This window comes from Paenibacillus arenilitoris, assembly GCF_014705655.1.
GTDB lineage: Bacteria > Bacillota > Bacilli > Paenibacillales > Paenibacillaceae > Pristimantibacillus > Pristimantibacillus arenilitoris.
The window spans coordinates 28,329-51,712 of record NZ_JACXIY010000044.1 but is presented as its reverse complement, the minus strand read 5'-3'; the positions used below and the strand labels follow the sequence as shown (position 1 = coordinate 51,712).

Below are 23,384 nucleotides of genomic sequence, written 5' to 3'. Positions count from 1 at the left end.
TTTTTGAAAACGTAACGGACCTGAGCGACCTTATTCCGCCGAATGGGGGATTGAAAGAAGAACTTTCGTGCCAATAGCGTCTCTCTGGTCCGTTAAAATGGAAAAGTTGTCTGTTTCATCGAAATAAGCGCATCCATGTCCGTTAGAGGCCGGCTTCATATTTGTTCAAGCGAATCAAGCTCCCTGTATTTGCCGGGAGTTATTTTCGTATAGTTTCGAAATGCGCGAATAAAGCTGTTTTCATTCTGGTATCCGACCATCAGGGCGATTTCAAACACTTTCAAATCCGTAGTCTTAAGGAGCCCTTTCGCTTTCTCCAACCGCATCTTCGTAAGGTAATCAAATACCGTTTGGCCGCTTTCCTGTTTGAACCATTGATTGGCGGAGTAGATGCTGGCACCGACGGAATCGGCAATTTCTTTGACTCCAATATTGTCATTGTAATGACGCTCCATATAATCAACCATTCTGCTTACCATTACGGACGGTTTACTCGTTAATTTTTGTTCAACTTTCCGGTTAATTTCATCCATAAGGCTAAGGAAGTGTTGGCGGATATCGTCGGCATGCATGGTTGACAAACCGGAATACATCGCAAACCCGTCATCCCCGTTTTTTATTGCGAGCTGCTCAAGATTCAATTGGACATGCTCCAATACGCCGAGTAATTCGGAAGGCGAATAGTTGCGCGAGGCGATCACATCGAACAGCTCGGAAAGCACCGATTTTGCAGCATCGAGATTACCGGCCGCAAGTTGAGCAATCATATCGTCGGACCACCGGTCATTCAAGCGGCCGGCATCTTCATAACCATGGTCCGCAAACAGATGAACCTTGCCGTAACCATCAAAAAAACGGCATTGAACCGCGCTGAGCGATTGGCGGTATCCCGCTTGCAATTTGGCATAATCGGTTACCGGTTGACTAATGCCAATCGTTACGGATAGCTTCAATAATCTATCGACTTCCGACTGTAATTTCCTTAAGCTTTCGATCGTTGCCGCAAGCGTATCCTGCTCATTGTCGAGCGGCTGCAGCAGGATAATAAATCCTTCATCCCCGTGTTCCATAATGACAAGCCGATCAGTCTTGGACAGCATCTCCTCGGACATATTCTGCATCGCAAATTTGAATAACCGGACATCGCTTTCTCCAAGATGCTTCGACCATTCCTCATATTGATCGATACTCATATTTGCCGTAATAAAGCAGTCGTTACTCCAATCCGGAAAATGGAGTTCCCATCGATGGCGCATTTCGGATAGGCTGATTTTGTTAAAGAAAATACTTTCAATCAACCTTCTTCTGGATTCGGGCACGCTTTCCCGAATTTGTCGGGTCATCATCGTATGATCCTCAAGCATCTTGGACGCAAATCTCTCAATATCCAATAGATCGGCTTTCCTGTAATCGGTTTTATATTTACCAAGAAGCTGCTGCATCCGTCTCAAAGGTTTAAACGCTTTCTGGTTATAATAAGCGATGGAAATGATACCGATTGCAACAAACAACAAAGATAACGTCCACACAATGGTACGGATGATGCCGATGTTTTCGAGCAATAGATCGGAGGGAATATACGATACATACTTCCACCCGGTGTATCGGGAAGTTAAGTAAAAAAACATGATCTTTTGGCCGTCCATTTTTTTCTCGGCATAACCCTGTTGCTCGAACTGAGACAGAATGGAACGATCGGGATCCGAAATGGCATGCGGAGCTGAAAAGGCATAAACCAAATCTTGCTTATCATCCGTGATCATCAGGCTCTTTTGAATGGAATCGGACAGCTTCGGGCGCAAGCCGGCAAACAAAACGTCGGGTTTCAGATCGATGACAACCATGCCGGCCTTTTTCCCGTTGATGACAATGGACCGGTATAACGTTACGCGACTGGAGCCGGAATCGGTGTGTCCGTTCACGATTGCCATTTTATCGACGGTTTCCGTATCGTGCAGCCAGCTGGTATCGGCCAAATACGCAGGATCGGAGACGTACCCGCCATCGCTGCTTACGATTTTCCGGTTTGAGCTATCGTAAACGTAGATGGCCTTAAAATTTTCCGAAACTTTAAAGGAGCTCAAATAAGCGATCAGATTCGTCGTATTGGAATGGGAGACGTTCTCGTTTTTCAAAAAATCGTTCGTAAAGGGGTTAAACAAAATTTCAATGGCAATGCGGTCGGCTTTTTTAATTAATTTCTCGATTTGGTCTTGATTGATCATTAATGATTGCATCTCGGGCTGATTAATTTCGCTTTTCAAAACGTTTTTGGAGACATTGTATGAGATCAGACCCGTGGCAGTGACCGTTACGAATAGGGTAAGCGTTATAAGAATAGCCAGCCGCGAGTGGGTATGGGTCAGGCTGTATTTCGTCCAAAGCCGGATTCGATTCATTTGTGGCTCACATCCATTTTTAAAATTGTGTTTAGTATAGCAACCCCTTCGCGAGCTATGCAATAAATATCGGCATGAAGAGGAAATGCGGATATATGCTCAAAACGAAATGATCAACAAATTAGCAAAAGATGAGATTTATCGCTGTTTTTTTATATTTTGGCATGGAATTTGAGAAATGGAAGATTGCCTGAGGGACGGATCCATCTTAGCATGAAGGAGCAGCAAACATTCAAATTCGTTCTGAAAGGGGTATCACATGAGAAAAAGAGTTCGAAACGTTCAAAGTGTCGGAATGGCTATTGTTTTATTAACAGGATTGCTTATCGGCTGCGGCAAGTCCAATGCCGTGAATGAGACCGGCGATCAAACCGGGGAAGCGGGCGCAAACAACAAAGGAGAACAAGTTGAATCGTTCCGATTCTTGAAGGCGCCGATTTCGATCGAGATTCCCGGGCAGCATCCCTACTATGACTATGTAATAAGTAAAACAGGAATTGACGCGAAGCTGGAGACGTTCCCGTGGAATGATTATACGCAGCGTCTGCAAACCATTATTGCATCGGGCGATATTCCCGAATTGTTCAGACCGGCCGGAACGATCGATCAGACTCTGATTACGCAAGGAGGCGCATTGGCGCTGGACGACCTGCTTCAGGAATACGCCCCGAATCTGTGGAAGAAATTTCCCGAGGAGGTATGGAACAAAGTCAGAGCCGCGTCGGATGACGGCAAAATTTATTACATTCCGAAGTATGACAGCGATATGCCGGGAAGATCGATCATTATGAGAAAAGACTGGCTGGAAAACGTCGGAATGGAAGTGCCGACGACATTGGAGGAGTATGTCGAGGTGCTGAAGGCTTTCCGGGATAAAGACCCGAATCAGAACGGCCAGAAGGATGAATTGCCGACAAGCGGACGGGAAGGCGCGCGTTGGATGGATTCGATGTTCGGCATGTACGGGGTTGCCATGTTTGAAGGTTATCCGGAATGGCAGGTCGTGGACGGCCAAATGATGTATGCCGGAATTACGCCCAATATGAAAGAGGCGCTGGCCTTCCTGCACATGCTTTACAAAGAGAAGCTGCTCGACAATGAAACGTTCCTGAACAAAAGCGATACGTGGAACGCAAAGATTCAGAGCGACAAGGTAGGCGTATGGTTCCACATTCCTTACCAGGCCAATACGGTATTTGACAATCTTAAAAAGGTGAATCCGAACGCCGAGCTTATCGGAGCGCCGCTTCCGAAGGTTGAAGGCTACGATGGTTTCATTTCCCAGAAGCCGCTCGCTTTCATTGACTATATGATTCCGAAAGCGGCTGCCGAATACGCGCCAACGATCTTGAAGTATTTGGATTGGTGGTATAGCGAAGAAGCGGAAACGTTTATGATCTACGGGCTGGAGAACGATACTTGGGTGAAGGAAGACGGCAAAATTAAATATTTGCCCGAGAAGGACACGCAGGAGAAGATGACGCTGCGCGGAAATGGCACGATGAGCGCATTGTCGTATTACGACACGGACTTTTTCGAGAAAACATCCGAGTTGCTGCATGGCGAATTCACCAATGTGATTCAACAAATGTGGGAAACGGCAAGACCTTTCTCCCGTTTTATCGAAAGTGACGGAATGCCGAATTCCGTATACAATGGCTTCGGAGATATTGGTTCTCATAAGATTTATCAGGAATATGCCGCTAAATTCATCATCGGAGAGCTTCCGATCGAGAAGTTCGACGAATATGTGGAATTATGGAAAAAGTCCGGCGGCGATGAAGTGACGAAAAAAGTAAACGAATGGTATCAAAAGTCAAATCAATAACGGTATGGGAATGAAGCGAAGTCATGGTGAAGCGGCTATCGAAAACCAATAAGACAGCCGCTTCCTTTATACGAGGAGGTTACGCCTTGTCAACAAGTATACCTACAGGATCTGCGCGTGCCGAATCCCGGTCAAGCTGGACAACCAGGCTGGGCAATAATATGAGAAAGCATTGGATCCTCTATGTTATGGCTTTCCCGGGCCTGCTTTGGTTTCTCCTGTTTCGTTATGTACCGGTTCTCGGCTCGGTTATCGCTTTTCAGGATTTTCAGATCTTCAACGGAATAGGGGACAGTCCTTGGGTTGGATTCAAGCATTTCGAATATATCTTTACGTATTCGAATTTGATCGATGTGCTTCGGAATACGCTGCTAATCAGTTTGTATCAGCTTGTATTCGGTTTTCCGGCTCCGGTCATACTCGCATTGATGTTAAATGAAGTACGAAAGAAATGGTTTAAACGATCGCTGCAGACCTTGTTTTATTTGCCCCACTTTATTTCATGGGTCATCATTGGCGGCATTTTCTTCGAATTGCTGTCTCTGGATGGCATCGTAAATGGTCTGGTGCGACAATTTGGCGGAGAACCGATTTTATTTATGCAGCAGCCGGAATATTTCAGATCGATCGTCGTGTTATCTTCCATCTGGAAAGAAGTCGGCTGGAGCGCGATTATCTATCTTGCCGCGTTGACCGGCATTAATCCGAGCCTATACGAAGCGGCGACCGTCGACGGAGCCGGGAAATGGCGACAATTAACAAGCATTACGCTGCCGTCTTTGCTTCCTACGATTATGATTTTGTTATTGCTCAGGATCGGTAATTTCCTTGAGCTCGGATTCGAGCAAATTTACGTGTTTCTAACCCCGCTGACATTCTCTGTCGGCGATATTCTGGATACCTATGTGTTCCGTGCGGGCGTGTTGGAAGGAAACTACAGCGTAACTACTGCTGTCGGTTTGTTCAAATCGGTGGTCGGATTTACGATGTTATGGGTTGGCAACTATATTTCCAGAAAATCGACGGGTGAGAGCCTGTACTGACCCAATGCCTCATCAGTTCGATATAGGCTTGTCGCATGAAGGGAGTCCTGGATTAAGATGAAAAACCGAACAATTGGGGAAATCGCTGCCGGTTACTCCAACCATATTCTATTAACGCTAGCCGCATTAACGATGATTTTGCCTTTTATCAATGTAATAGCCATATCATTCAGCATGCCTTGGGCGGTCAGTGCCAATAAGGTATCGTTCTGGCCGGTGGATTTTACGATGGAGTCCTACAACTATTTGTTAAGCAAGTCTGATCTATGGAGAGCGATGGGGGTTAACGTATTCGTTACGGTTGCCGGAACGGCGTTCAGCATGTTGACGACAGTGATGCTGGCGTATTCTTTATCGAGGCCGGAGTTTTTGATCCGCAAACCGGTTGTGCTCGGCATTATTTTCACCATGATTTTCCAACCTCCTATGATTCCTTATTTTTTGACGATCAAAAATTTGGGGCTGCTCGATACCGTGTGGGCGATGATCATTCCGTCCGGAATCAGTGCGTTTAATTTAATTATTTTGCGTACGTTCTTCATCCAATTGTCCGGCGAAATTATTGAGGCGGCAAAAATAGACGGCTGCAGCGATTTCAGGGCGATGTGGAATATCGTTATGCCCTTGTCCAAACCGGCGCTTGCAACCGTAGGTTTATTCTATGCGGTAACCTATTGGAACGTATTCTATCATGCCGTGCTCTTCATCCGCAGCAGCGATTTATATCCGCTGCAAGTCAAAATGAGAGAATATATTTCGGATACGGAAAACATAATTAGCGGGATTAACCAGACAGGATTGCCCTATAATCCGGATACGCTAAAAATGGCCGTCCTGGTATTTGCCACCATTCCGATCATTGCCGTATATCCTTTCCTGCAAAAGTATTTTGTTCACGGCATGACGATTGGATCGGTAAAAGAGTAAGGCGAATTATCGGAATAATCCAAAAAATTACCGGAGTGTGAGGACATGATAGATGCCGCAGCGATAGCCGCCAAACATCCGATAGAAAGGAGGATGCCTTCGCCGGATTTTTTCCAGGGCGCGCTATTAGGAAATGGAGGGCTAGGAGCCGTCGTCACCACGAGGCCCGATGCCGTTCTGATTCATTTTGGCCATAACCATGTATGGGACATCCGCTTGGCGGAGAACAACAGGGAAAGTATCGGTACGTTTCAAGAGATATTCGAGAAAGTGCAAGCTATTGGGCATCATTACGAATCGTTGCAGGAAGACCCCTGGTTTCGTGATTACCTGTTCAAGATGAGAGAAAATTACGGCAAGCCTTATCCAAGTCCGATGCCATGCGGATCGGTATTATTCGGATTTGACCGGCGTCATGTTGAAGTTCTGGGACATCGGGTCGATATATCAACCGGCTTGTGCGAGGTGGAATTACTCGTCCGCAATGAAAGAAGGATTGTGCAAATCGTACTGGAGCCGGAGCTTGACCGGTTATGGCTAAGATCGACCGATCTCAACGGCGAATGGGTGCCGTCCCCCTTCGATCGGATGAAGCTGATTCCGGATCCGGATAGATCCAGAGACATCCCGATGCCCGAGCTGATGCCGGCCGCCAATCAGTCGTTATCCTTTCGGCAGGTGCTGCCTTATGGGGAGAATTGGGCCGAGAAGCGCAGGAAGGAGAGAGACAAAGCTTTTCGATTGAGCGTCCGTTTGGCTGATTCCGTACCGTTTGGGGATATCGTTTATACAGCAGCAGGAAATGCGGAAGGCATTAAAGATCCGATCAAGCTGGCGCATTCGCAGGAAATTTCGATCGAGGCCCGTATTCGGGACCATGACAAGTTTATGGCCTGCATTCAACTGGATGAAGGATATGCCGACCGGCTGTCTCCAATCGTTCCTGAATTGCCTTCGCCAAATGAAGCGAACTATGAGGATGCGGTCAAGAAAACCGCGCAGCAGCTTGCCGACTATTGGCGCAAGTCGGGGGTATCTTTGGAAGATCCGCTATTGGAGCGAATCTGGTATTGGAATTTGTATTTTCTGAATTGCTCCGTCAAGGCCGGGGCGCAATGTCCGGGCTTGTTCGCCAATTGGAGCTACAAATCGATCGGTACGGCATGGCACGGCGATTACCACATGAATTACAACACGCAGCAGCCGTTTTGGGTGACCTTTTCCAGCAATCATATCGATAAGCATCTGCCTTATGTGGACATGATCGATCATCTTCTGCCTGTCAGCAAGCAGTGGGCACGGGAGTATTACAAGCTTCGGGGCGCTTGCTTCCCGCATTCCGCTTATCCGGTTGAGATGACGATGATGCCATATCCGCTTCCGACGTGGGGATGGGAAATTTGCGAGACGCCATGGTCGGTGCAGAGCTTGTGGTGGCATTATCTTTATACGATGGATGAACAGTTTTTGCGAGATCGGGCATTCGGTCCTATGAGAGAAGCGGTTCTATTTTTGGTTGATTATATGAATCGGCCGGAAGCGTCGGGAGATCGCTGGGGGGATGGCAAGCTCCATATCTTTCCGACGGTGTCGCCCGAGCTGTACGGTCTTCGGCCCGGCTTTGACAAGAACGCGGATTGCATCGTGGATCTTGCCCTGACCAAGTTTGTATTTCAAGCGTTCTTGCAAGCGTGCGAAGTTTTGAAAATTCAGGAAGAAAACGATCATCTGTTATCCGATATCCGGGATGCGCTTCTGCGGTTTCCGAATTACCCCGTGACCGAATCGAGGCAAGGGAAGGTGTTTGTTTCCGTTCCGGGCGAGGATCCCGAAATCGTGTACAACACGCCTAACAGTTTGGCGACCGTCTTCCCCGGCGAAGATCACGGCTTGCATTCCGATGAGGAGACCTATCATCTTGCATGCACGACGTACCGCAATCTTCGGACGGAAGGCGGCAATGAATTGGTTTTCCATAATTTGCAGGCCGCCCGGCTTGGTATTCTGGATCTTGAGCGATTCAAGCGCCAAATTGAATATTGTTTGCTGCCGAACGGAACGTGTACCGACCTGCTGCTGCAGACGGGCGGCCGTTATTATGATACCGGACCTTTCGACTTTATGGCGCGGATGGGCATATGGTTCGAGAATTTCGCGCTTCCGGCAGTTATTAACGAATGCTTGCTGCAAAGCTACAATGGCGTGATAAGACTGTTTTGCAATTGGCCTCAAGGAAAACGGGCTTCTTTCCATACGCTGAGAGCGGTAGGCGGTTTCCTGGTCAGCGCGGCCTTTGACGGAGAGCGGGTAGAATGGATAGAAGTGATTAGCGAGGCGGGTTCGCGATTGCAAATCTATAATCCGTGGGACGGCAGTCTGATAGGTATAAGGGAAAAGGAACGGCAGCGAGTCAGCGGGCGACTCATCGAGTTGGAGACCGGCAAAGGCGAGACTTTACGATTGGTTAGGGAGGATACTTATCATGACGCGAAATGTTGAAACTGGGGTTCAGATGGGCTGGACGCTTGCATCGCAAGATTCCCGGATTTGTTTCGAGGTTCATTTAGATCGAGATGGCAGGCTTTACTTTGAAGTCAAAAGAGGGGATCAATCATTTCTTGAACGATCCCCATTAGGGATCGAGACCGATTATGAAAGCTTTGTTGACGGCTTATCCTTTCGGAGCGCCTCGACCGGCAAAGTGGATGAGACGTATACATTGCCGCATGGCAAGCAATCGCAATACCGCAATCAAGCGAATGAATTGACGCTTGTTTTCGACAAGAACGGGCATGAGCTGCAGCTGGTTTGCCGCGTCTATAATGAGGGGATTGCCTTTCGCTACCGGCTGCCCGCCGCGAGAGAACATAAGGTGAATGCCGAACGGACCGGCTTTATCCTTCCACAAGACCCGTTAGTGAATATATGGGCGTCGAAGTTTATGGAATGCTACGAGCGTACGTACGATTTATGCATGCCGGAGCTTATGAATGAAGCGGCCTATGCGATGCCGATGCTCTTTCAGGTTGGAGAGGCCGGTTGGATGCTGCTAACGGAGGGAGCCGTTTACGGCGATTATTGCGCATCGCATTTGAAAGTGAATAGATCGCGCGAGCGTACGCTTGATTTGGCTTTCGCTCCCGACCAGGAAGGGCCGAATTCGGCAAACGGTCCCTTCGCAACGCCTTGGAGAGCGGCCATCATCGGCGGAGAGCTTGCGTCGATTGTCGAGTCGACGATGATTTTTCATCTGAATCCCCCTGCGGAAGCGAAGGACTTCTCTTGGGTCAAGCCGGGACGTTCCAGCTGGTCGTGGCATCCGGACAGCGACTCTCCGAAAGACCATGAGAAGCAGATCCAATTTATTGATTTCGCGTCGGAAATGGGCTGGGAATATTCCCTTGTAGACGGCGGTTGGGATTCGGAGGAGAGCACGGTCAACGCGCAGGAGCTCATTCGATACGCGGAAACGAAAGGAGTCGGGATCTGGTTATGGTCCCACTATAAGGCTCTGACAGAAGAGGATGAAGCCAGAAGGAAGATGGCTTTATGGGCGGAGTGGGGGGCGCGCGGAATTAAGGTTGACTTCTTCGACAGCGATTCCCAGGAGAGAATCAAAGCGTATGACCTTATCGCGCGAATCGCCATGGAGTATAAGCTGATGATCAATTATCACGGCGCCACCAAGCCTTCGGGCGAACAGCGGCGTTGGCCGCATGTGCTTACCCGTGAAGGTATTTTCGGAGCGGAATATTGGAAGAATCCTTTAGCCGAGGGACCGAATGCGGTCCATAACTGCACGGTACCGTTCACGCGCAACGTCGTTGGTTCGATGGACTATACGCCGGTTACGTTCTCAAGGCTGACTCGCACCGGACATGGCCATCAGCTGGCGTTGCCGGTCATATTCGAGTCAGGCATGCAGTGCTTCGCAGACTCGATCGAAGCCTATGAAGAAAGCGCCGGAAACCGTTTTTTGCGGCAAGTGCCGGCCGCTTGGGATCAGACTCTCCTGCTGGAGGGCTACCCGGGGCGCTTCGTGACGATGGCCAGACGCAGCGGACAGGTTTGGTATGTCGGTTCGATATGCGCAGCGGGGGGAAGGACAGCGCATGTTCCGCTGCATTTTCTAGATTCCGATGTCGTCTATGAGGCGGAAATATACGAAGAAGTCATTACCGCTAACGATCATTACAGGTTCATGCATTCGACCGATATGAACGTCCGTACGGAAACCGTAACGAATCGCGATCAGCTTGACCTTCTTTTAAAATTTAATGGCGGATGCGCCATCCGGCTAACGAAGAAAACAACGTAAAACCAAAAGTCGGAAATGCACATCATATCGATTTTACACAAATCAATATCGTATTTTGACATGTACATTGCAGCTTGGCAAGCCTATGATTAATCCATCGAAGGGCAAGGGAGGAGAGGCGCGAGCGGCACAAAACTTCATTCAATTACGGAATTTTCTGGGAGAGCATCCTGTTTTGGATTGAAAAAAACGAGAAAAGTTGTAAATATCGGAAAAGCCGCAATGGTTCGCGATATCCGTGATACTGAGAGCGGACATCCGCAAAAGTGTTTTTGCAGTCTCCAGTCTGCAACGCTGCAGATAGGCGTAGGGGGTAACGCCGCGTTCCTGTTTAAAAATCCGGATAAAGTGATCCGGCGTGAGAGAGTAGCTGCGGGCAAGTTCGCTGATGTCATATTGCTCTTGAGGATGTTGTTGAAACATGCGGCATAGCTCCTCGATTTTTATCGAGTATGCGCTTGCCGGTGCCGGCGGTTTATCCCGATATTCCGAAAGAAGGGCTTCCAGCCATATCTTCATTTGTGACGAATGATTGCTTTCTTTCGCCAGACGAAAGCGATGGAAAAGCTCCAGTACAAAATGATATTGGTCAAAATGCCGATGCTCCGGCAAGTCGCGCAAACTATCCGGATTTCGCAACGTAAAATCTATATAACGAACATCAAGAATGGCAAGATCATCTTGATAGGCATCGACCTCCTTCTCGTAATTAATAAGGAAGACATCGCCTACATTTAACTTGTAACCGTTCTTGCCAAGCATGATATGACCGGTTCCGCCCCATACGCTCCATAAAGTAAACCCGGGATGACCCCCGGCGGGGACATTCCATCTCCATTCCGGAACGCGGTGCTGACCGTAATGCAAGGATGCGATGTCCATCTGCTTCACCTCGTTGCTGAGTATCGATTTTTCATAAGTTGAATGATTGCATTTCTTTCCCGCTTTGTCAAGAACGCAATACTTAATCAAATTTAATCCGGGTGTCACTTCACCCGTCAACGAACATGGGAGGGGTTTTCTAATGAGAACTTATCGTTTCAATCAGTTGGCCGACGTTACGGAAGGACATATTCTGAAAAATATTATGCCGGGGGAGCACCTCACGTACGGCGGGCTTGCCTTCGAGAAGCCTGGCGCGCGCGCTCATACGAACGACGGCCCTGGCGGCATCGACTATCACGTGCACGAAGATTGCGAAGCTTTCCTCATTCTCCAAGGCAAAGGCGAGGTTGAAATCGACAAGACGCACTTTTATCCCGTAAAGACGGGCGATGTCGTCATTATTGAGCCGGGAGAGGACCATCATCTCATTTCAAGCGTCGAAGATCCCATTGTCGTCTTATGGTGCCATGCCGGACCGACCCGTAACAAAAATCAAATCTAAAGAAGCGAAGAGAGGATGAGCGGCATGAAGGCGGTTCTGGTCGGATTAGGAAATTTTGGTTCAGGGTGGTATAAGAGATTGAGACGTCATGCTGGCGTGCAGGCGGTATGCGTTGTTGAAGCGAACGCCCAGCTGCGTGAAACGATCGATCCGGAAACCCCATTTTATTCGTCTCTGGAAGATGCGATCATTAGCGAGCGTCCCGATTTCGTCATCAATGTTACGCCGCCTCACATTCACACTGCCATTAACGAGATCGCGTTCGCGCATGGTCTGCCGGTGCTCTGCGAGAAGCCGATTTCAAACGACATCAAGGATGCGCAATATATAGTCGGCCAGGCCGAACGGAAACACATCCCATTCATGATATCCGAGAATTACCGTTTCTTCGCTCCGGTGCTGAAAGCAAAGGAGCTTCTGGACAGCGGCGTCATCGGGAAGATGTCATCGGTGCACATCGAATTCGACCGCTATCATGTCGTGCCCGTTCCTTATTTCGGCCGGCTGGCTAACGGGCTGCTGGAAGATGTCACGATTCATCATTTCGATATGATCCGTTATTTTACCGGTCAGGAAGCGGTTAAAGTGTTCGCCAAGAACAGCAATCCGCCCGGAAGCTGGACGGAGTCGACGACGATCCATCTTACCGCTTGGATGGAGCTTGACGGCGGGACGGTCGTGGATTACCACGGCAACATGATGGCCAAGGGAAAACAGACCGAATGGTATGGAGATTGGCGTTTCGAAGGCGCGGAGGGGGCGATTTCGATAACAAGCAATCGAGTTAAGCTCATGCGGGATGGGATGCCCGATGAAGTATATACCTTCGAAGGAGTAGGAGACCTGTTGTCGCTCGATGAATTTCTGGCTGCGTTGAAGCAGCAGCGCGAGCCAAAACCAAGCGGAAGGGATTATTTGAAGTCGCAAAGCTTGGTGCATGCCGCAGCCGTTTCGTCGAGAAAAGGCATCACGCTTACCGTAGAAGAAGCGCTGAGAGAGGCGTAACGACAACTTGGGTTCCAGCTTTGTCCATCTTCTGAAGGAGGTCAACATGCTGACATTAGACGAAATAAAGAAATTCGGTTCATGTGTTAGACTTTCAGACTATACGACAGCTTCGGAAAATGAATTGGTTGTAGAAAAATCGTGGACGGATCATCTGCTGCAAGCGAGAGTGGTGAACCGCTCCAACCGGCCGAAGCAATTGAAAGAAGTGGTGCTGTTCGCCGGTAATACGGCATACAGTCCCGACACTCCCTTCTACGGAGAAGGCTATCAGATGCTAACCCAATATGGGGGGACGCTCTCGTCTCCCTCTCCTATCGGGGCTTATGGAACCGATTGGGATTTCTTCCGTTTGCCAAGGACGCCGTTTCATAAGAACGTATGGTCCGTATATAATCTGTTCCTGCTGTCACCCGAGAAGCAGGGGCATCAGCTTCTGGCTTTCACGTCTTGCCGCCGGTTCTCCGGTGAGTTTCGGTTCAGAGGCTCTTACCTGGAAGTGATTATGGACATGGAAGACTTGACGTTGGAAGCTGGCGGTTCGTGGGATTTAGAGGAATTCGTATGTTCCTCCGGTCCCGATCATAACCTTCTGCTGGAGGATTTGGCCGGACACCTGAACCGGAATCATCCACGCCTTCATTATCCGGAAATTCCGACCGGCTGGTGCTCCTACTATTGTCTGCGTCCGATGACGGCGGAAGGGTTCTACGACAATGCGCGGGCGATGAAGCAGCGTATTCCCGAGCTGCGACGGATTCAAATTGACGGTGGATATGCGGCAGCCGACGGCGATTTCTTAATTCCAAATCCAGCGCTCGGAGCCGATGTCCAAACGATCAGCGACGGCATTCGCGCCTACGGCATGGAAGCCGCCGGTTATCTTTCACCGTTCATCGTTGAACCCGGTTCTGTATTGCTGCGGGAGCACCCGGATTGGCTGGTCCAAGACGAAGAGGGAAAACCGTATAACGGAATCGGACAAAAAAAGAAATCGCCAGACAAACAATGGTATATGCTGGATACGACACATCCTGAAGCGCTGAATTATTTGCGTTCCTCCGTCAAGACGATGCACGACGATTGGGGCTGGCGTTATTTCAAATTGGATTTCTTGCAATACGGCGGGCTGCCGGGGAAGCGTTATGATCAAAACGCAACCCGCATCGAGGCATTCCGTCGCGGTATAAAGGCCATTGTCGACGAAGTCGGACATGACAGCTTCATTCTCGGCTGTAACGCGCCATTCTGGCCGCTGCTTGGTCTTGTTCACGGCAACCGGATTACGAATGATATCGCAAGGGATTGGAAGCATGTGAGCGGCAATGCGAAGGAGCAGTTCCGTCGCAACTGGCAAAATGACACCCTGTGGTACAACGACCCGGACGTCATCGTACTCGAGAGAGTGACCTTTAAATCCCGGACGATAAGCGGGGAGATTGCAGAGACATCCTCGGTCATCTCCGACCAGGAGTTTGAATTCCATAAAGCGGTTATTTTAGCGTCCGGCGGTATGATTGTCAGCGGCGACTTGATCCCTTCTATGTCCGAGAACAATATGAATGTGTTAAGAAAGCTGCTTCCTCCGACGGGCAAAGCGGCCCGTTTCGACGATAATAACCATATCATCGGGCGAATTGATTTGGGGAACCGGCAGGCGATCTGTGTGTTTAACTTTGACGATGTACCGAAGGACTTCGATTTCGTGTTGGAGGGAAGTCATCTCCTTTATGATTATTGGACGGATGAGGAAATCGGAGTATACACGGATAAGGTTCAACTGAGAGGCCTGGATGCGCACTGCGCCAAAGTGCTTTACTTCAAAACCGAAGCGGAATAAGTAAAATCGTAACATCGTTATGTCAGTGAGAGAGTTCATTCATAGGAGATCCTGCAGCTATTGGAGGAATAAAAAGCCGCTTAAAAATAGCGGTTTTTTATGCTTTCTATTTCGAATGGAGGGATGATTATGAGAAAGAAAAGCTACTTCGTAAAACTGCTTTCCTTCAACATCGCACTGGTCATCGTTGCCATTTCGTTTCTCGGTTATATTGCCTACTATAAGACCTCCAGCTTAATGAACGAGAAGATCGATAAAATAAACGCACAGCTGTTACAACAGACGCAGCTGCAGCTGGAAAATTCGTTGCAAACCGTTGAAAGCGCCATCATCCAATTCACTCGGCTGCCGAGCTTTACAGCCGTATTGGACGAAGACCTCACGATGATCAGCTATGACAATTATGTAAAAGTTAACGACATCGTGTCGGAGATCAGCTCATTATATTCGCATTCCTCGATTATTAACAGTCTGGAAATTGTTAATTTGGAAAAAGGATGGGTTTTACAAAACGGAGGAGCTCTCTCGATAACCGAGGCATACACCGATGAAGAGATGGTTCGGCTTAGGCGATTCGCCTCAGGCTCGACATGGAGTAAAACAGCGGATTCCGAGTTTTTCCAATATACATTGAAGGTGCCTTCTTCAGCCTTTGACCGGGATCAGGGAATCGTGACCATTAAAATTTCGAGCAGTGATCTTTTTCGCGAGCTGATACGAAGTAAAGACTTGGGCCAAATGACGCTGATTGACGACAAGGGCAAAGCGATTCGGAACATCACGCAGTATGCTCTTCGCAAGCAAGACGTGAATCGTATTGTCCGAACGTTACAATCGCAAGTGAAGCAATATCCGCACGGCAATTTCTCAGCCAGAATCAACGGTTCCGATTATTCGTTCATTTATCGGCATTCCGAGAAATACGAATGGACTTATTTGTCGATGGTATCGACCCTGGAGACCGCGCAAAGCTCCCGATTTATCGGTCTGTTTATTTTTTTTACCGGTTTTGTCGTGAGCGGCGTATTTTTCGTGCTTTCCTTATACGGGACCCGAAGATTATATACGCCTATCCAACAGTTGTACCAAATGGTCTCCATGAACTCAGCGGATAAATGGAATGGCCAGCCGCAAAGCAACGAAATGGATTTTATTCATAACCGGATGCAGGTTTTTTTTCAGGACAGCCAGAAACTTAGGGGCCAATTGTATATGCAAACGAATCAGCTGAATGATTTTTTTGCTTATCAATTGTTTCGAGGTGAAGTGAAGCCTCAGGAAATTGAAAATAACTTCAGGCGTGATACGGACTGGAACCAATTTTGTGTGCTCGCCGTTCAAATCGATACATTAAAGAATAGCGGTTATTTGGAAAAGGACCGCGATCTTTTATTATTTGCGATAAAAAATATGCTGGGCGAAACCGCCGCGGAATGGATCGTGCTGAATCCCGTCATTATCAATCGTACGCAGGTCGTTCTGCTCGGCTCAGCGCATCGAAATATTGACGCTTTCAAGGAGGAGCTATATTTACTTTCGCGTACGATCCAGGAAGCTGTAAAGCAGTTTCTGCGTCTTCACGTAAGCATAGGGATCAGCGATCCGTTCAATCAGCCGGCGGAAGCTTCTTCGGCTTACGACGAGGCGGCGGATGCGTTAAAGTCAAGGTTCATGCACGGCAGGGAGGCCATCCTGTATGCTTCGGATTTTGATGCGAACGAATTGGGCAATACGGTGAAATACCCCGGTTTTATGGTGAAAGAATTAATCGATGCGATCAAATTCGGTGATGCGGAGCAATCGAAGCGTACGCTGCATAACATCATTTCGGAAATGTGCTCCGGACACTATCGCTATCGGGATTGCTCCATGTTTATCTTTCTGTTGCTGATGGATTTGATCAAGATTTCCCATCAAGCGGAGGAAAGGTATACAGCCTTGGTCGAAGAAATACCGATTTTTCAAAAGCTGGACCGGCTGCTGCAAACTTCCGTTAATGAATTGGAGGATTGGATTTACGAGCATATCGTTGAACCGATCTTGGAGGAGATGCTGGCCCGCAGTGAATCCCGGCAGATGAGTATCATCAGAACACTCATTCAAATCATCCATGACGAATTCGATCCGGAGCTGACGCTGGAAGCCTGCGCGGCCCGTCTTCATTATAACCCGAACTATTTGGGGCAAATTTTCCGAAAAGAAAAGGGGATCAGCTTCAGTGATTATTTATCTCAAAACAGGCTGAATATGGCGAGAAAACTGCTGGCCGAGACCGAAGATCAAATTCAGGAGATCGCAGAAAAGCTGCGGTTCAGCAATTCTCAAAATTTCATTCGATATTTTAAGAAGCTGGAAGGGATCACGCCTAAGCAGTATCGAGATAATCGGATAAAGCATAGCGGTTGAGAATCCGGATAATCATTTCGTTACTGCGCTGGAGATTACCCGCGAAAACAGGGGACACGGAATGATCAGAAGAGAACAGTCGGGCGGATTATTTACAGAAGCAACCCCGCTCCGGTACCTTAACGGTAACAAACACGTGATGGGAGGTATCTTCTTGAAAGCGTTGCCAGATCCGGCGTCTAATCATCATCATCATCTTATCGTCACCCGGAAGTCGGAAGGGGTATGGGTCAAGATCCTGAAGGAAGTTAGAAGGGACTACTGGTTATATCTTATGCTATTGCCGGGCGTGCTCTATTTTCTGATTTTCCGTTATGCCCCGATGTGGGGGCTGGTCATTGCGTTTCAGAATTATATGCCGTTTCTCGGAATCGCAAAAAGCGAGTGGGTAGGCTTCGCTCATTTTCATGCGTTGTTCACGAGTCCCGATTTCTGGATGCTGCTGCGAAATACGATGATCCTGGCGGCTTACAACATTTTTCTATTCTTTCCGTTGCCTATCATTATTGCGCTAATGCTGAATGAAGTCCGGCATGAAGTGTATAAGAAGATCGTCGTTTCGCTAATTTACGTTCCGCATTTTCTTTCATGGGTTATCGTTGTAAGCTTTTTCTATTTTTTCTTTTCGATTCAGAACGGTATCGTCAATGAGATTTTGCAGTCGCTTGGTTTCCAGAAGGTGCATTTTCTGGACAGCGCACGCTGGTTTAGGCCGATGATCACCTTGGAAATCATCTGGAAGGAAACGGGATGGGGAACGATTATTTTTATGGCGGCGCTGGCCGGCGTCAATCCCCAGCTGTATGAAGCGGCCCGAATGGACGGAGCGAACCGCTGGCGGCAGCTTTATCATATTACGCTGCCTTCGATACGAAGCACGATAATCATCCTGCTGATTTTGCGGCTGGGTTCGTTTCTGGATTCCGGCTTCGAGCAAATCTATCTGATGCTTAATACGCTGAACCGCGAAGTCGGGGAGGTGTTCGACACCTATGTGTACACGGTGGGGATCCTGGGCGGCCAATTCGGCTTCAGTACGGCGGTCGATATGTTCAAGTCGGTGGTCGGACTCCTTCTGGTATTGATCACGAACCGGCTGGCCAAAAAATTCGGGGAAGAAGGCATTTACTAAAGAATGACGAGAAAAGAGGTGAAAACATGGATAGGAACAGATCATGGGGCAGCAAGCTGTTCGACAGCGCCAATTATTTTCTTTTGTTTCTAATGGCCTTGATTACGGTCGTTCCCTTTCTGCTCAACGTGACCGGCTCGTTCGAAGCTCCTGAGGAAGCGCTCCGGAAAAGCTTTGTGATTTTCCCGAAGACGTTTTCGCTCGCGGCTTACCGGTACATTTTCAGCACAAATACTATTCCGCACTCGTTACTCGTCACCATATTCATCACGGTTGCGGGAACGGCCATTAACATCGCGCTTACCTCGCTGATGGCTTTTCCTTTGGCCAACAAACGGCTGCGGGTACGAAAGCCGGTCATGCTAATGGTCATATTCTCCATGCTGTTCAGCGGAGGAATGATTCCGACCTATCTGGTCGTGAAAAGCCTGGGGCTGCTCGACACATTCGGCGCCCTGCTGTTTCCCGGAGCCATCAGCGCATTCTTTCTGATTATATTGAAGAACTTTTTTATCCAGCTGCCGGATGAACTGGAGGATTCGGCTCGGATCGACGGCTGCAACGACCTGCAGATCTTGTATCGGATCGTGATTCCGCTGTCGATGCCGGCGATTGCGACATTAACGTTGTTTTATGCGGTCGGGCATTGGAATCAATTTCTAAACGCCCTTCTCTATATCAATGATTCCAGCAAGTTTCCGATCCAGGTATGGCTGCGTCAAATCGTCCTTCTGTCGCAAACCGGCATAGGCGATTCCGCAAACAACTTCGAGGGGGTGATTCCGCCGGGTAAAACGATCCAAATGGGCGTGACGGTCGTATCGACTGTTCCGATCTTGCTCGTCTATCCTTTCTTGCAAAAGCATTTTGCGAAAGGCGTGCTGCTCGGGTCCGTGAAAGAATAGGGAAAGCTCGAGACCGAAAAAAAATACAATAAAAATATGGAGGTCATAGGTTCATGGGAAAAGAGTTTAAGCGAATGGTACCGGCGCTATCGATGCTGCTTATCGCGGCATTGACCGGATGCGCCGGAGGCAGCAATAAACCGTCCGAAACAGTTAGTACGGATTCGGCAGCGCCGCTTCGAATCCAAATGATGAGCCAATTTGAATCTGCGGAACCCCCGACAGCGGACAACCCCATTGTGAAATACATCGAACAGCAGACGAATACGAAGCTCGATATCACATGGGTGCTGAATTCCAATTATACGGACAAATTGAACGTGACGATGGCATCAGGGGACCTGCCGCAGGCGATGCTAGTCGTTAAACCGCAGGATACGGTCATCGTGAGCGCCGCGCAGAGCGGGTTCTTCTGGGATGTCGAGCCCTATTTGAAGGATTATCCGAACCTGAGCAAATTAGATCAAGATACGCTGAACAATACCCGGATCGATGGTAAAATATACGGTCTTTACCGGGGCCGTTATCCGGAAAGGGTCGTCCTGTATTACCGGAAGGACTGGCTGGACAATGCCGGGATCAAAGAACCGCCTAAAACCGTGGACGATTATTACAACGTGCTGAAAGCGTTTGCATCTAACGATCCGGATAAAAACGGGAAGCAGGACACGTGGGGCATTACCGAAAATAAAGATTTAAGTACGTATACATTTCCAATCCTGTTCGGCGCGCCGAACGGATGGGGTTATATCAATAACGAGGTCATCCCCGATTTCATGACCAACGAATATATGGACTATTTGAAATTCATGAAAAAGCTGTACGACGAGAAGATTCTCAATCAGGACTTTGCCACTGTGCCGGGCGCCAAAGTATCGGAGGATTGGACCAATGGAAAAATCGGCATCAGAGGGAACATCGTTGAAGCTTACCGCGGCGAAACGTTCGTCGGCCTTGGCAAAACGCTGCCGGGCGCGGACGTTCATATCATTCCGGCGCTTGTATCGACGACCGGCGAGAAGCGGGTTGCCAAAGGCAGCGGGTTCCTGGGCATGTATATGTTCCCGAAGTCGAGCGTCAAGACAGAAGAGGATTTGAAGAAGATTCTAAGCTTCTTTGACAAGATGGCCGACGACAAGATGGTGAAAACGGTCATGCTTGGCGTTGACGGGGTTCATTACAAGGAAGAGAACGGGGTTCAAAATATTTTAGACGAAACCAAATACAACAAGGAAGTCGTGCCGGTCCAACACCTTGCGATGCGCATGGACCTTGTCAACAACGGAACGCCGCTAGCGAAAGAGGCTGCGGATACGCTTGAAGAGATCAAGCAGTACGGCGTTGCGGACGTATCGCACGGACTCATCCTCAGCGTCGAAAGCAAGAAGAAGCTGTCGACGAACGAGAAAATCATCGACGACGCGAAAATCAAGTTCATCATGGGCGTAATCGACGAAGCGGGCTGGGGCAAAGAGCTTGAGAAATGGAAGCAGTCGGGCGGCGCCGACGTTATCAAGGAATATACCGAGCTGTACAACAAATACAAGAAATAACGATGATTTGAAAAAAGGGAATTCTGGAGCGTGATTTCATTTATGAATTATCGAGAGCTTGTGTCGCGCGGAGATTTGCATTACGAGCACACGGTCAAACGAAGCGAAGGAGGACTTCCGATCGGAAACGGAAGGATGGGAAGCCTGCTTTGGACATCGCCGTCGGCCGTGAAATTGCAGGTCAATCGCGTCGATGTGTATGCGAATGACCGATCCACGAACAGCTTCAATCAAAGGCATTTGGATTACGCCTACGCCTGCGGTTTCGTCGACATCGATTTTGTGGATTACGGAGACGACGCGTTTCAGGACGGATCGGTACGCCAGCATTTAAGCTTATACGATGCGACGGCCGCCATTCGCGGCAGCGGAGTCGGTCTCGAGGCATTTGCTTATGACCACAGCGATGTATTTGCCTTCAAGGTCGAGGATGGAAGGAAGAGCCCGCAAGGCATCAACATCAAGCTGAAGATGCTTCGGCCGGCGGAAGTGGCAACGAAGAATCATACGGCGGTCTCCAAGCTCGTCATGCACAAGGACGTCATGATCTTAATACAGGAATTCAGGGAAGGCAGTTATTACTGTTCTTCGGCGGTCGCGGTCGGTATATCCGGCCGCGAAGGTGTCATCCGGATGAACGATGAGCTAGGCGGAAGGGCGCCGGTCGCCGATTTTAGAGTAAATAAAGTTCTCGGTCAGCCGAATGAAACGGAAATGCGCCTATGCGTCAAACCGGAAACGGGAAGCTTCGAAATCTTCGTCGCGAGCAGCGCCGCCTTTGATGAAAACGAGGACGTTGCCGCTTCGGCAGTAAAGCAATTGGAGGCGGCAAGAAATGCAGGCTATGATCGCTTGCTGCAGGAGCATCAGCTTTGGTGGAACGAGTTCTGGCAGAAATCCTACATTCGCTTAAGCAGCGAGGATGGCAGCGCCGAATTAGTGGAGAAGCATTATACGTATTATGTCTATCTCATGGCGTCTAACTCCCGGGGCGGAAAGTATCCGCCCAACTTCGGCGGTATGCTGCTGAGCCCGCGCGGAGATTTCAGACACTGGGGAGCGATGCAGTGGTGGAGCAATCTCAGGTTGTATTACAATGCGGTGCCGGCAACAGGTCACTATGAATTGATGCAGCCTTATTTCGATATGTATTCGGGCATGTACGATTCATGCGCCAAAGCGGCGGAACAGCAGTGGGGGAGCAAGGGGATCTATATCCCCGAAACCGTTTGGTTTAACGGCGTGGAGGAGCTGCCCGAAACTATTGCCGCCGAGATGAGAGAACTGTACTTGCTGCGCAAGCCTTGGGAGGAACGATCTGAATTATTCAAGCAATATGCGCATAACAAGCATCCGCATGAGAGTCGCTGGAACTGGAAGGGACGCGAAGAATGGATGGACGGAAGCCTGGTCTATTCCGATAAGGGCTGGGGCCCCTTCGGGTCCACGACCCACATGTTTTGGAACATCGCCGGCATCGCCTATCACTATTGGAATTATTATGAATTCACGAGAGACCGGACATGGTTGAAGGATCGGGCATACCCGATGATCAAAGGGGCGGCGGAATTCCTTCGCCATTATCCGCACTTACGCATGGAGGATGACGGCAAATACCATATGCACAACACCATTAGCGGTGAGAAATACATTGGAGGCAAGGATACGATTCAAGTGATGTCAGCGCTTCACGGAATCTTTCCGGTGCTGCTGAAGGCCGCCAGTATCTTGGATGCGGATCAGGACATGCGTCCGCTGTGGGAGGCGTTTTACCGCAACCTGGCTCCGCTTCCGCGAAGCGATCATCCGGAGGCGATCTACCGAACGAAAGAAAATGAGGATCCCGTATGGGTCGGCGCGATCGGGCGGGTGCTTGACGATAGGCAGGATATCGCTACCGATCCGATGCGGGATTTCATTCTCTGCTCCCTTGAGACCGCGAGCGAAAATCCCGATTGGTTCAAGACGGGCAAAGCCACCTTGGCCTATCAGCAGGAAATGCTGGGAGGCGACTGGGGCAGAGCTGCTACCGAGATGTCGTCCGTTGCCGTAATGCTCGCCGGAATGGGCGAGGCCGAAGGTTTTAAACAAGCCGTGTTGGCCCAGCTCGAATGCGTGAATGCCGATCGTGAATATTGCTACTATGCGGATACGGGGAAAATCAACTATTACGACAACCGGCTGACGGTACGGGAGGGCGTCAACGCCATCAGCGCGCAGAGGCTCGGAAATGCGGCGCACGGCCTGCAGCTTGCGCTCTGCCAAAGTGGGCCTGGCGCTCCCGGCAAAGAGCCGGTAATTAACGTCTTCCCGGCTGTCCCCGGCGGCTGGGACGCGGAATTTTCGCTCTGGTGTCATGGAGGTTTTAAGGTGACGTCCGCGATCCGCAAAGGCGTAATCGCAACGTTAAGCATTGTATCCACGCTCGGAGGGATTTGCAGACTGCGCAACCCATGGGGGGAGCGGCAAGTGTCCGTGAAGCAGGGAGACCGCGAATCGCAAATATGCAGCGGATCATGGTTTGAATTTGAAACCGCGGCAGGCGAGGCGTTCACCTTAGTCGAGATGAAAAGCGAGGCAGAGGGATGAACAAATTAAAAATCATGATGAGGGGGAAAAACGGATGTTGAAAAAAATGATG

15 protein-coding genes are annotated in these 23,384 nt (G+C 49.2%); 13 read left to right on the top strand and 2 right to left on the bottom strand.

Annotated elements, in window-relative coordinates; all coding sequences use genetic code 11:
* Positions 1-155 precede the first annotated feature (155 nt).
* Complete coding sequence (locus IDH41_RS27340) at positions 156-2,399, bottom strand: helix-turn-helix domain-containing protein (RefSeq protein WP_190866859.1); 2,244 nt, start codon at positions 2,397-2,399, stop codon at positions 156-158.
* Between the two features lie 259 nt (positions 2,400-2,658).
* Between IDH41_RS27340 and IDH41_RS27335 the strand changes: the two genes are divergently transcribed.
* From IDH41_RS27335 to IDH41_RS27315, 5 genes are all read left to right on the top strand, one after another.
* Entirely contained in the window at positions 2,659-4,227 is a 1,569-nt protein-coding gene (locus tag IDH41_RS27335) for an extracellular solute-binding protein (protein ID WP_190866858.1), read from the top strand.
* A 161-nt stretch (positions 4,228-4,388) separates the two neighbouring features.
* Positions 4,389-5,270, top strand: a complete 882-nt coding sequence (locus IDH41_RS27330; RefSeq protein WP_223830116.1) for an ABC transporter permease — start codon at positions 4,389-4,391, stop codon at positions 5,268-5,270.
* A 57-nt stretch (positions 5,271-5,327) separates the two neighbouring features.
* Entirely contained in the window at positions 5,328-6,197 is an 870-nt protein-coding gene (locus tag IDH41_RS27325) for a carbohydrate ABC transporter permease (protein WP_190866857.1), read from the top strand.
* Between the two features lie 45 nt (positions 6,198-6,242).
* The gene (locus IDH41_RS27320) at positions 6,243-8,696 is read left to right on the top strand and encodes a glycosyl hydrolase family 95 catalytic domain-containing protein (RefSeq protein WP_190866856.1); all 2,454 of its coding nucleotides are present in this window, start codon (positions 6,243-6,245) and stop codon (positions 8,694-8,696) included.
* Positions 8,680-10,515: a glycoside hydrolase family 97 protein gene (locus IDH41_RS27315; protein WP_190866855.1), complete on the top strand. Its 1,836-nt coding sequence runs from the start codon at positions 8,680-8,682 to the stop codon at positions 10,513-10,515. The genes IDH41_RS27320 and IDH41_RS27315 overlap by 17 nt, the downstream gene beginning before the upstream one ends.
* 141 nt (positions 10,516-10,656) lie before the next feature.
* Here the strand turns inward: IDH41_RS27315 and IDH41_RS27310 are convergent, their stop codons facing one another.
* The gene (locus IDH41_RS27310; RefSeq protein ID WP_190866854.1) at positions 10,657-11,397 is read right to left on the bottom strand and encodes a helix-turn-helix transcriptional regulator; all 741 of its coding nucleotides are present in this window, start codon (positions 11,395-11,397) and stop codon (positions 10,657-10,659) included.
* A gap of 142 nt (positions 11,398-11,539) precedes the next feature.
* Between IDH41_RS27310 and IDH41_RS27305 the strand changes: the two genes are divergently transcribed.
* From IDH41_RS27305 to IDH41_RS27270, 8 genes are all read left to right on the top strand, one after another.
* Positions 11,540-11,902: a cupin domain-containing protein gene (locus IDH41_RS27305; protein WP_190866853.1), complete on the top strand. Its 363-nt coding sequence runs from the start codon at positions 11,540-11,542 to the stop codon at positions 11,900-11,902.
* Positions 11,903-11,917: 15 nt separating this feature from the next.
* Positions 11,918-12,907, top strand: coding sequence for a Gfo/Idh/MocA family protein (locus IDH41_RS27300; protein ID WP_190866851.1), 990 nt, complete (start codon positions 11,918-11,920; stop codon positions 12,905-12,907).
* Between the two features lie 124 nt (positions 12,908-13,031).
* Positions 13,032-14,747, top strand: coding sequence for a glycoside hydrolase family 36 protein (locus IDH41_RS27295; RefSeq protein ID WP_190866849.1), 1,716 nt, complete (start codon positions 13,032-13,034; stop codon positions 14,745-14,747).
* Between the two features lie 129 nt (positions 14,748-14,876).
* Positions 14,877-17,153: a helix-turn-helix domain-containing protein gene (locus IDH41_RS27290; protein WP_190866848.1), complete on the top strand. Its 2,277-nt coding sequence runs from the start codon at positions 14,877-14,879 to the stop codon at positions 17,151-17,153.
* 274 nt (positions 17,154-17,427) lie between these two features.
* Positions 17,428-18,285 carry an ABC transporter permease gene (locus IDH41_RS27285; RefSeq protein WP_190866872.1) on the top strand — a complete coding sequence of 286 codons (858 nt, stop codon included), beginning with the start codon at positions 17,428-17,430 and terminating at the stop codon, positions 18,283-18,285.
* A gap of 26 nt (positions 18,286-18,311) precedes the next feature.
* Entirely contained in the window at positions 18,312-19,190 is an 879-nt protein-coding gene (locus IDH41_RS27280; RefSeq protein ID WP_190866846.1) for a carbohydrate ABC transporter permease, read from the top strand.
* Between the two features lie 53 nt (positions 19,191-19,243).
* Positions 19,244-20,743: an extracellular solute-binding protein gene (locus tag IDH41_RS27275; protein WP_190866844.1), complete on the top strand. Its 1,500-nt coding sequence runs from the start codon at positions 19,244-19,246 to the stop codon at positions 20,741-20,743.
* Positions 20,744-20,785: 42 nt separating this feature from the next.
* A complete protein-coding gene (locus tag IDH41_RS27270) occupies positions 20,786-23,332 on the top strand; it encodes a glycosyl hydrolase family 95 catalytic domain-containing protein (protein ID WP_190866841.1) in 2,547 nt (848 codons plus the stop codon).
* Positions 23,333-23,384 lie beyond the last annotated feature (52 nt).

What these genes read in the sequence shown, in the direction of transcription:
- IDH41_RS27340 (WP_190866859.1), bottom strand. Translation starts at nt 2,399, where the DNA reads ATGAATCGAATCCGGCTTTGGACGAAATACAGCCTGACCCATACCCAC.
- IDH41_RS27335 (WP_190866858.1), top strand. Translation starts at nt 2,659, where the DNA reads ATGAGAAAAAGAGTTCGAAACGTTCAAAGTGTCGGAATGGCTATTGTT.
- IDH41_RS27330 (WP_223830116.1), top strand. Translation starts at nt 4,389, where the DNA reads ATGAGAAAGCATTGGATCCTCTATGTTATGGCTTTCCCGGGCCTGCTT.
- IDH41_RS27325 (WP_190866857.1), top strand. Translation starts at nt 5,328, where the DNA reads ATGAAAAACCGAACAATTGGGGAAATCGCTGCCGGTTACTCCAACCAT.
- IDH41_RS27320 (WP_190866856.1), top strand. Translation starts at nt 6,243, where the DNA reads ATGATAGATGCCGCAGCGATAGCCGCCAAACATCCGATAGAAAGGAGG.
- IDH41_RS27315 (WP_190866855.1), top strand. Translation starts at nt 8,680, where the DNA reads ATGACGCGAAATGTTGAAACTGGGGTTCAGATGGGCTGGACGCTTGCA.
- IDH41_RS27310 (WP_190866854.1), bottom strand. Translation starts at nt 11,397, where the DNA reads ATGGACATCGCATCCTTGCATTACGGTCAGCACCGCGTTCCGGAATGG.
- IDH41_RS27305 (WP_190866853.1), top strand. Translation starts at nt 11,540, where the DNA reads ATGAGAACTTATCGTTTCAATCAGTTGGCCGACGTTACGGAAGGACAT.
- IDH41_RS27300 (WP_190866851.1), top strand. Translation starts at nt 11,918, where the DNA reads ATGAGCGGCATGAAGGCGGTTCTGGTCGGATTAGGAAATTTTGGTTCA.
- IDH41_RS27290 (WP_190866848.1), top strand. Translation starts at nt 14,877, where the DNA reads ATGAGAAAGAAAAGCTACTTCGTAAAACTGCTTTCCTTCAACATCGCA.
- IDH41_RS27285 (WP_190866872.1), top strand. Translation starts at nt 17,428, where the DNA reads ATGCTATTGCCGGGCGTGCTCTATTTTCTGATTTTCCGTTATGCCCCG.
- IDH41_RS27280 (WP_190866846.1), top strand. Translation starts at nt 18,312, where the DNA reads ATGGATAGGAACAGATCATGGGGCAGCAAGCTGTTCGACAGCGCCAAT.
- IDH41_RS27275 (WP_190866844.1), top strand. Translation starts at nt 19,244, where the DNA reads ATGGGAAAAGAGTTTAAGCGAATGGTACCGGCGCTATCGATGCTGCTT.
- IDH41_RS27270 (WP_190866841.1), top strand. Translation starts at nt 20,786, where the DNA reads ATGAATTATCGAGAGCTTGTGTCGCGCGGAGATTTGCATTACGAGCAC.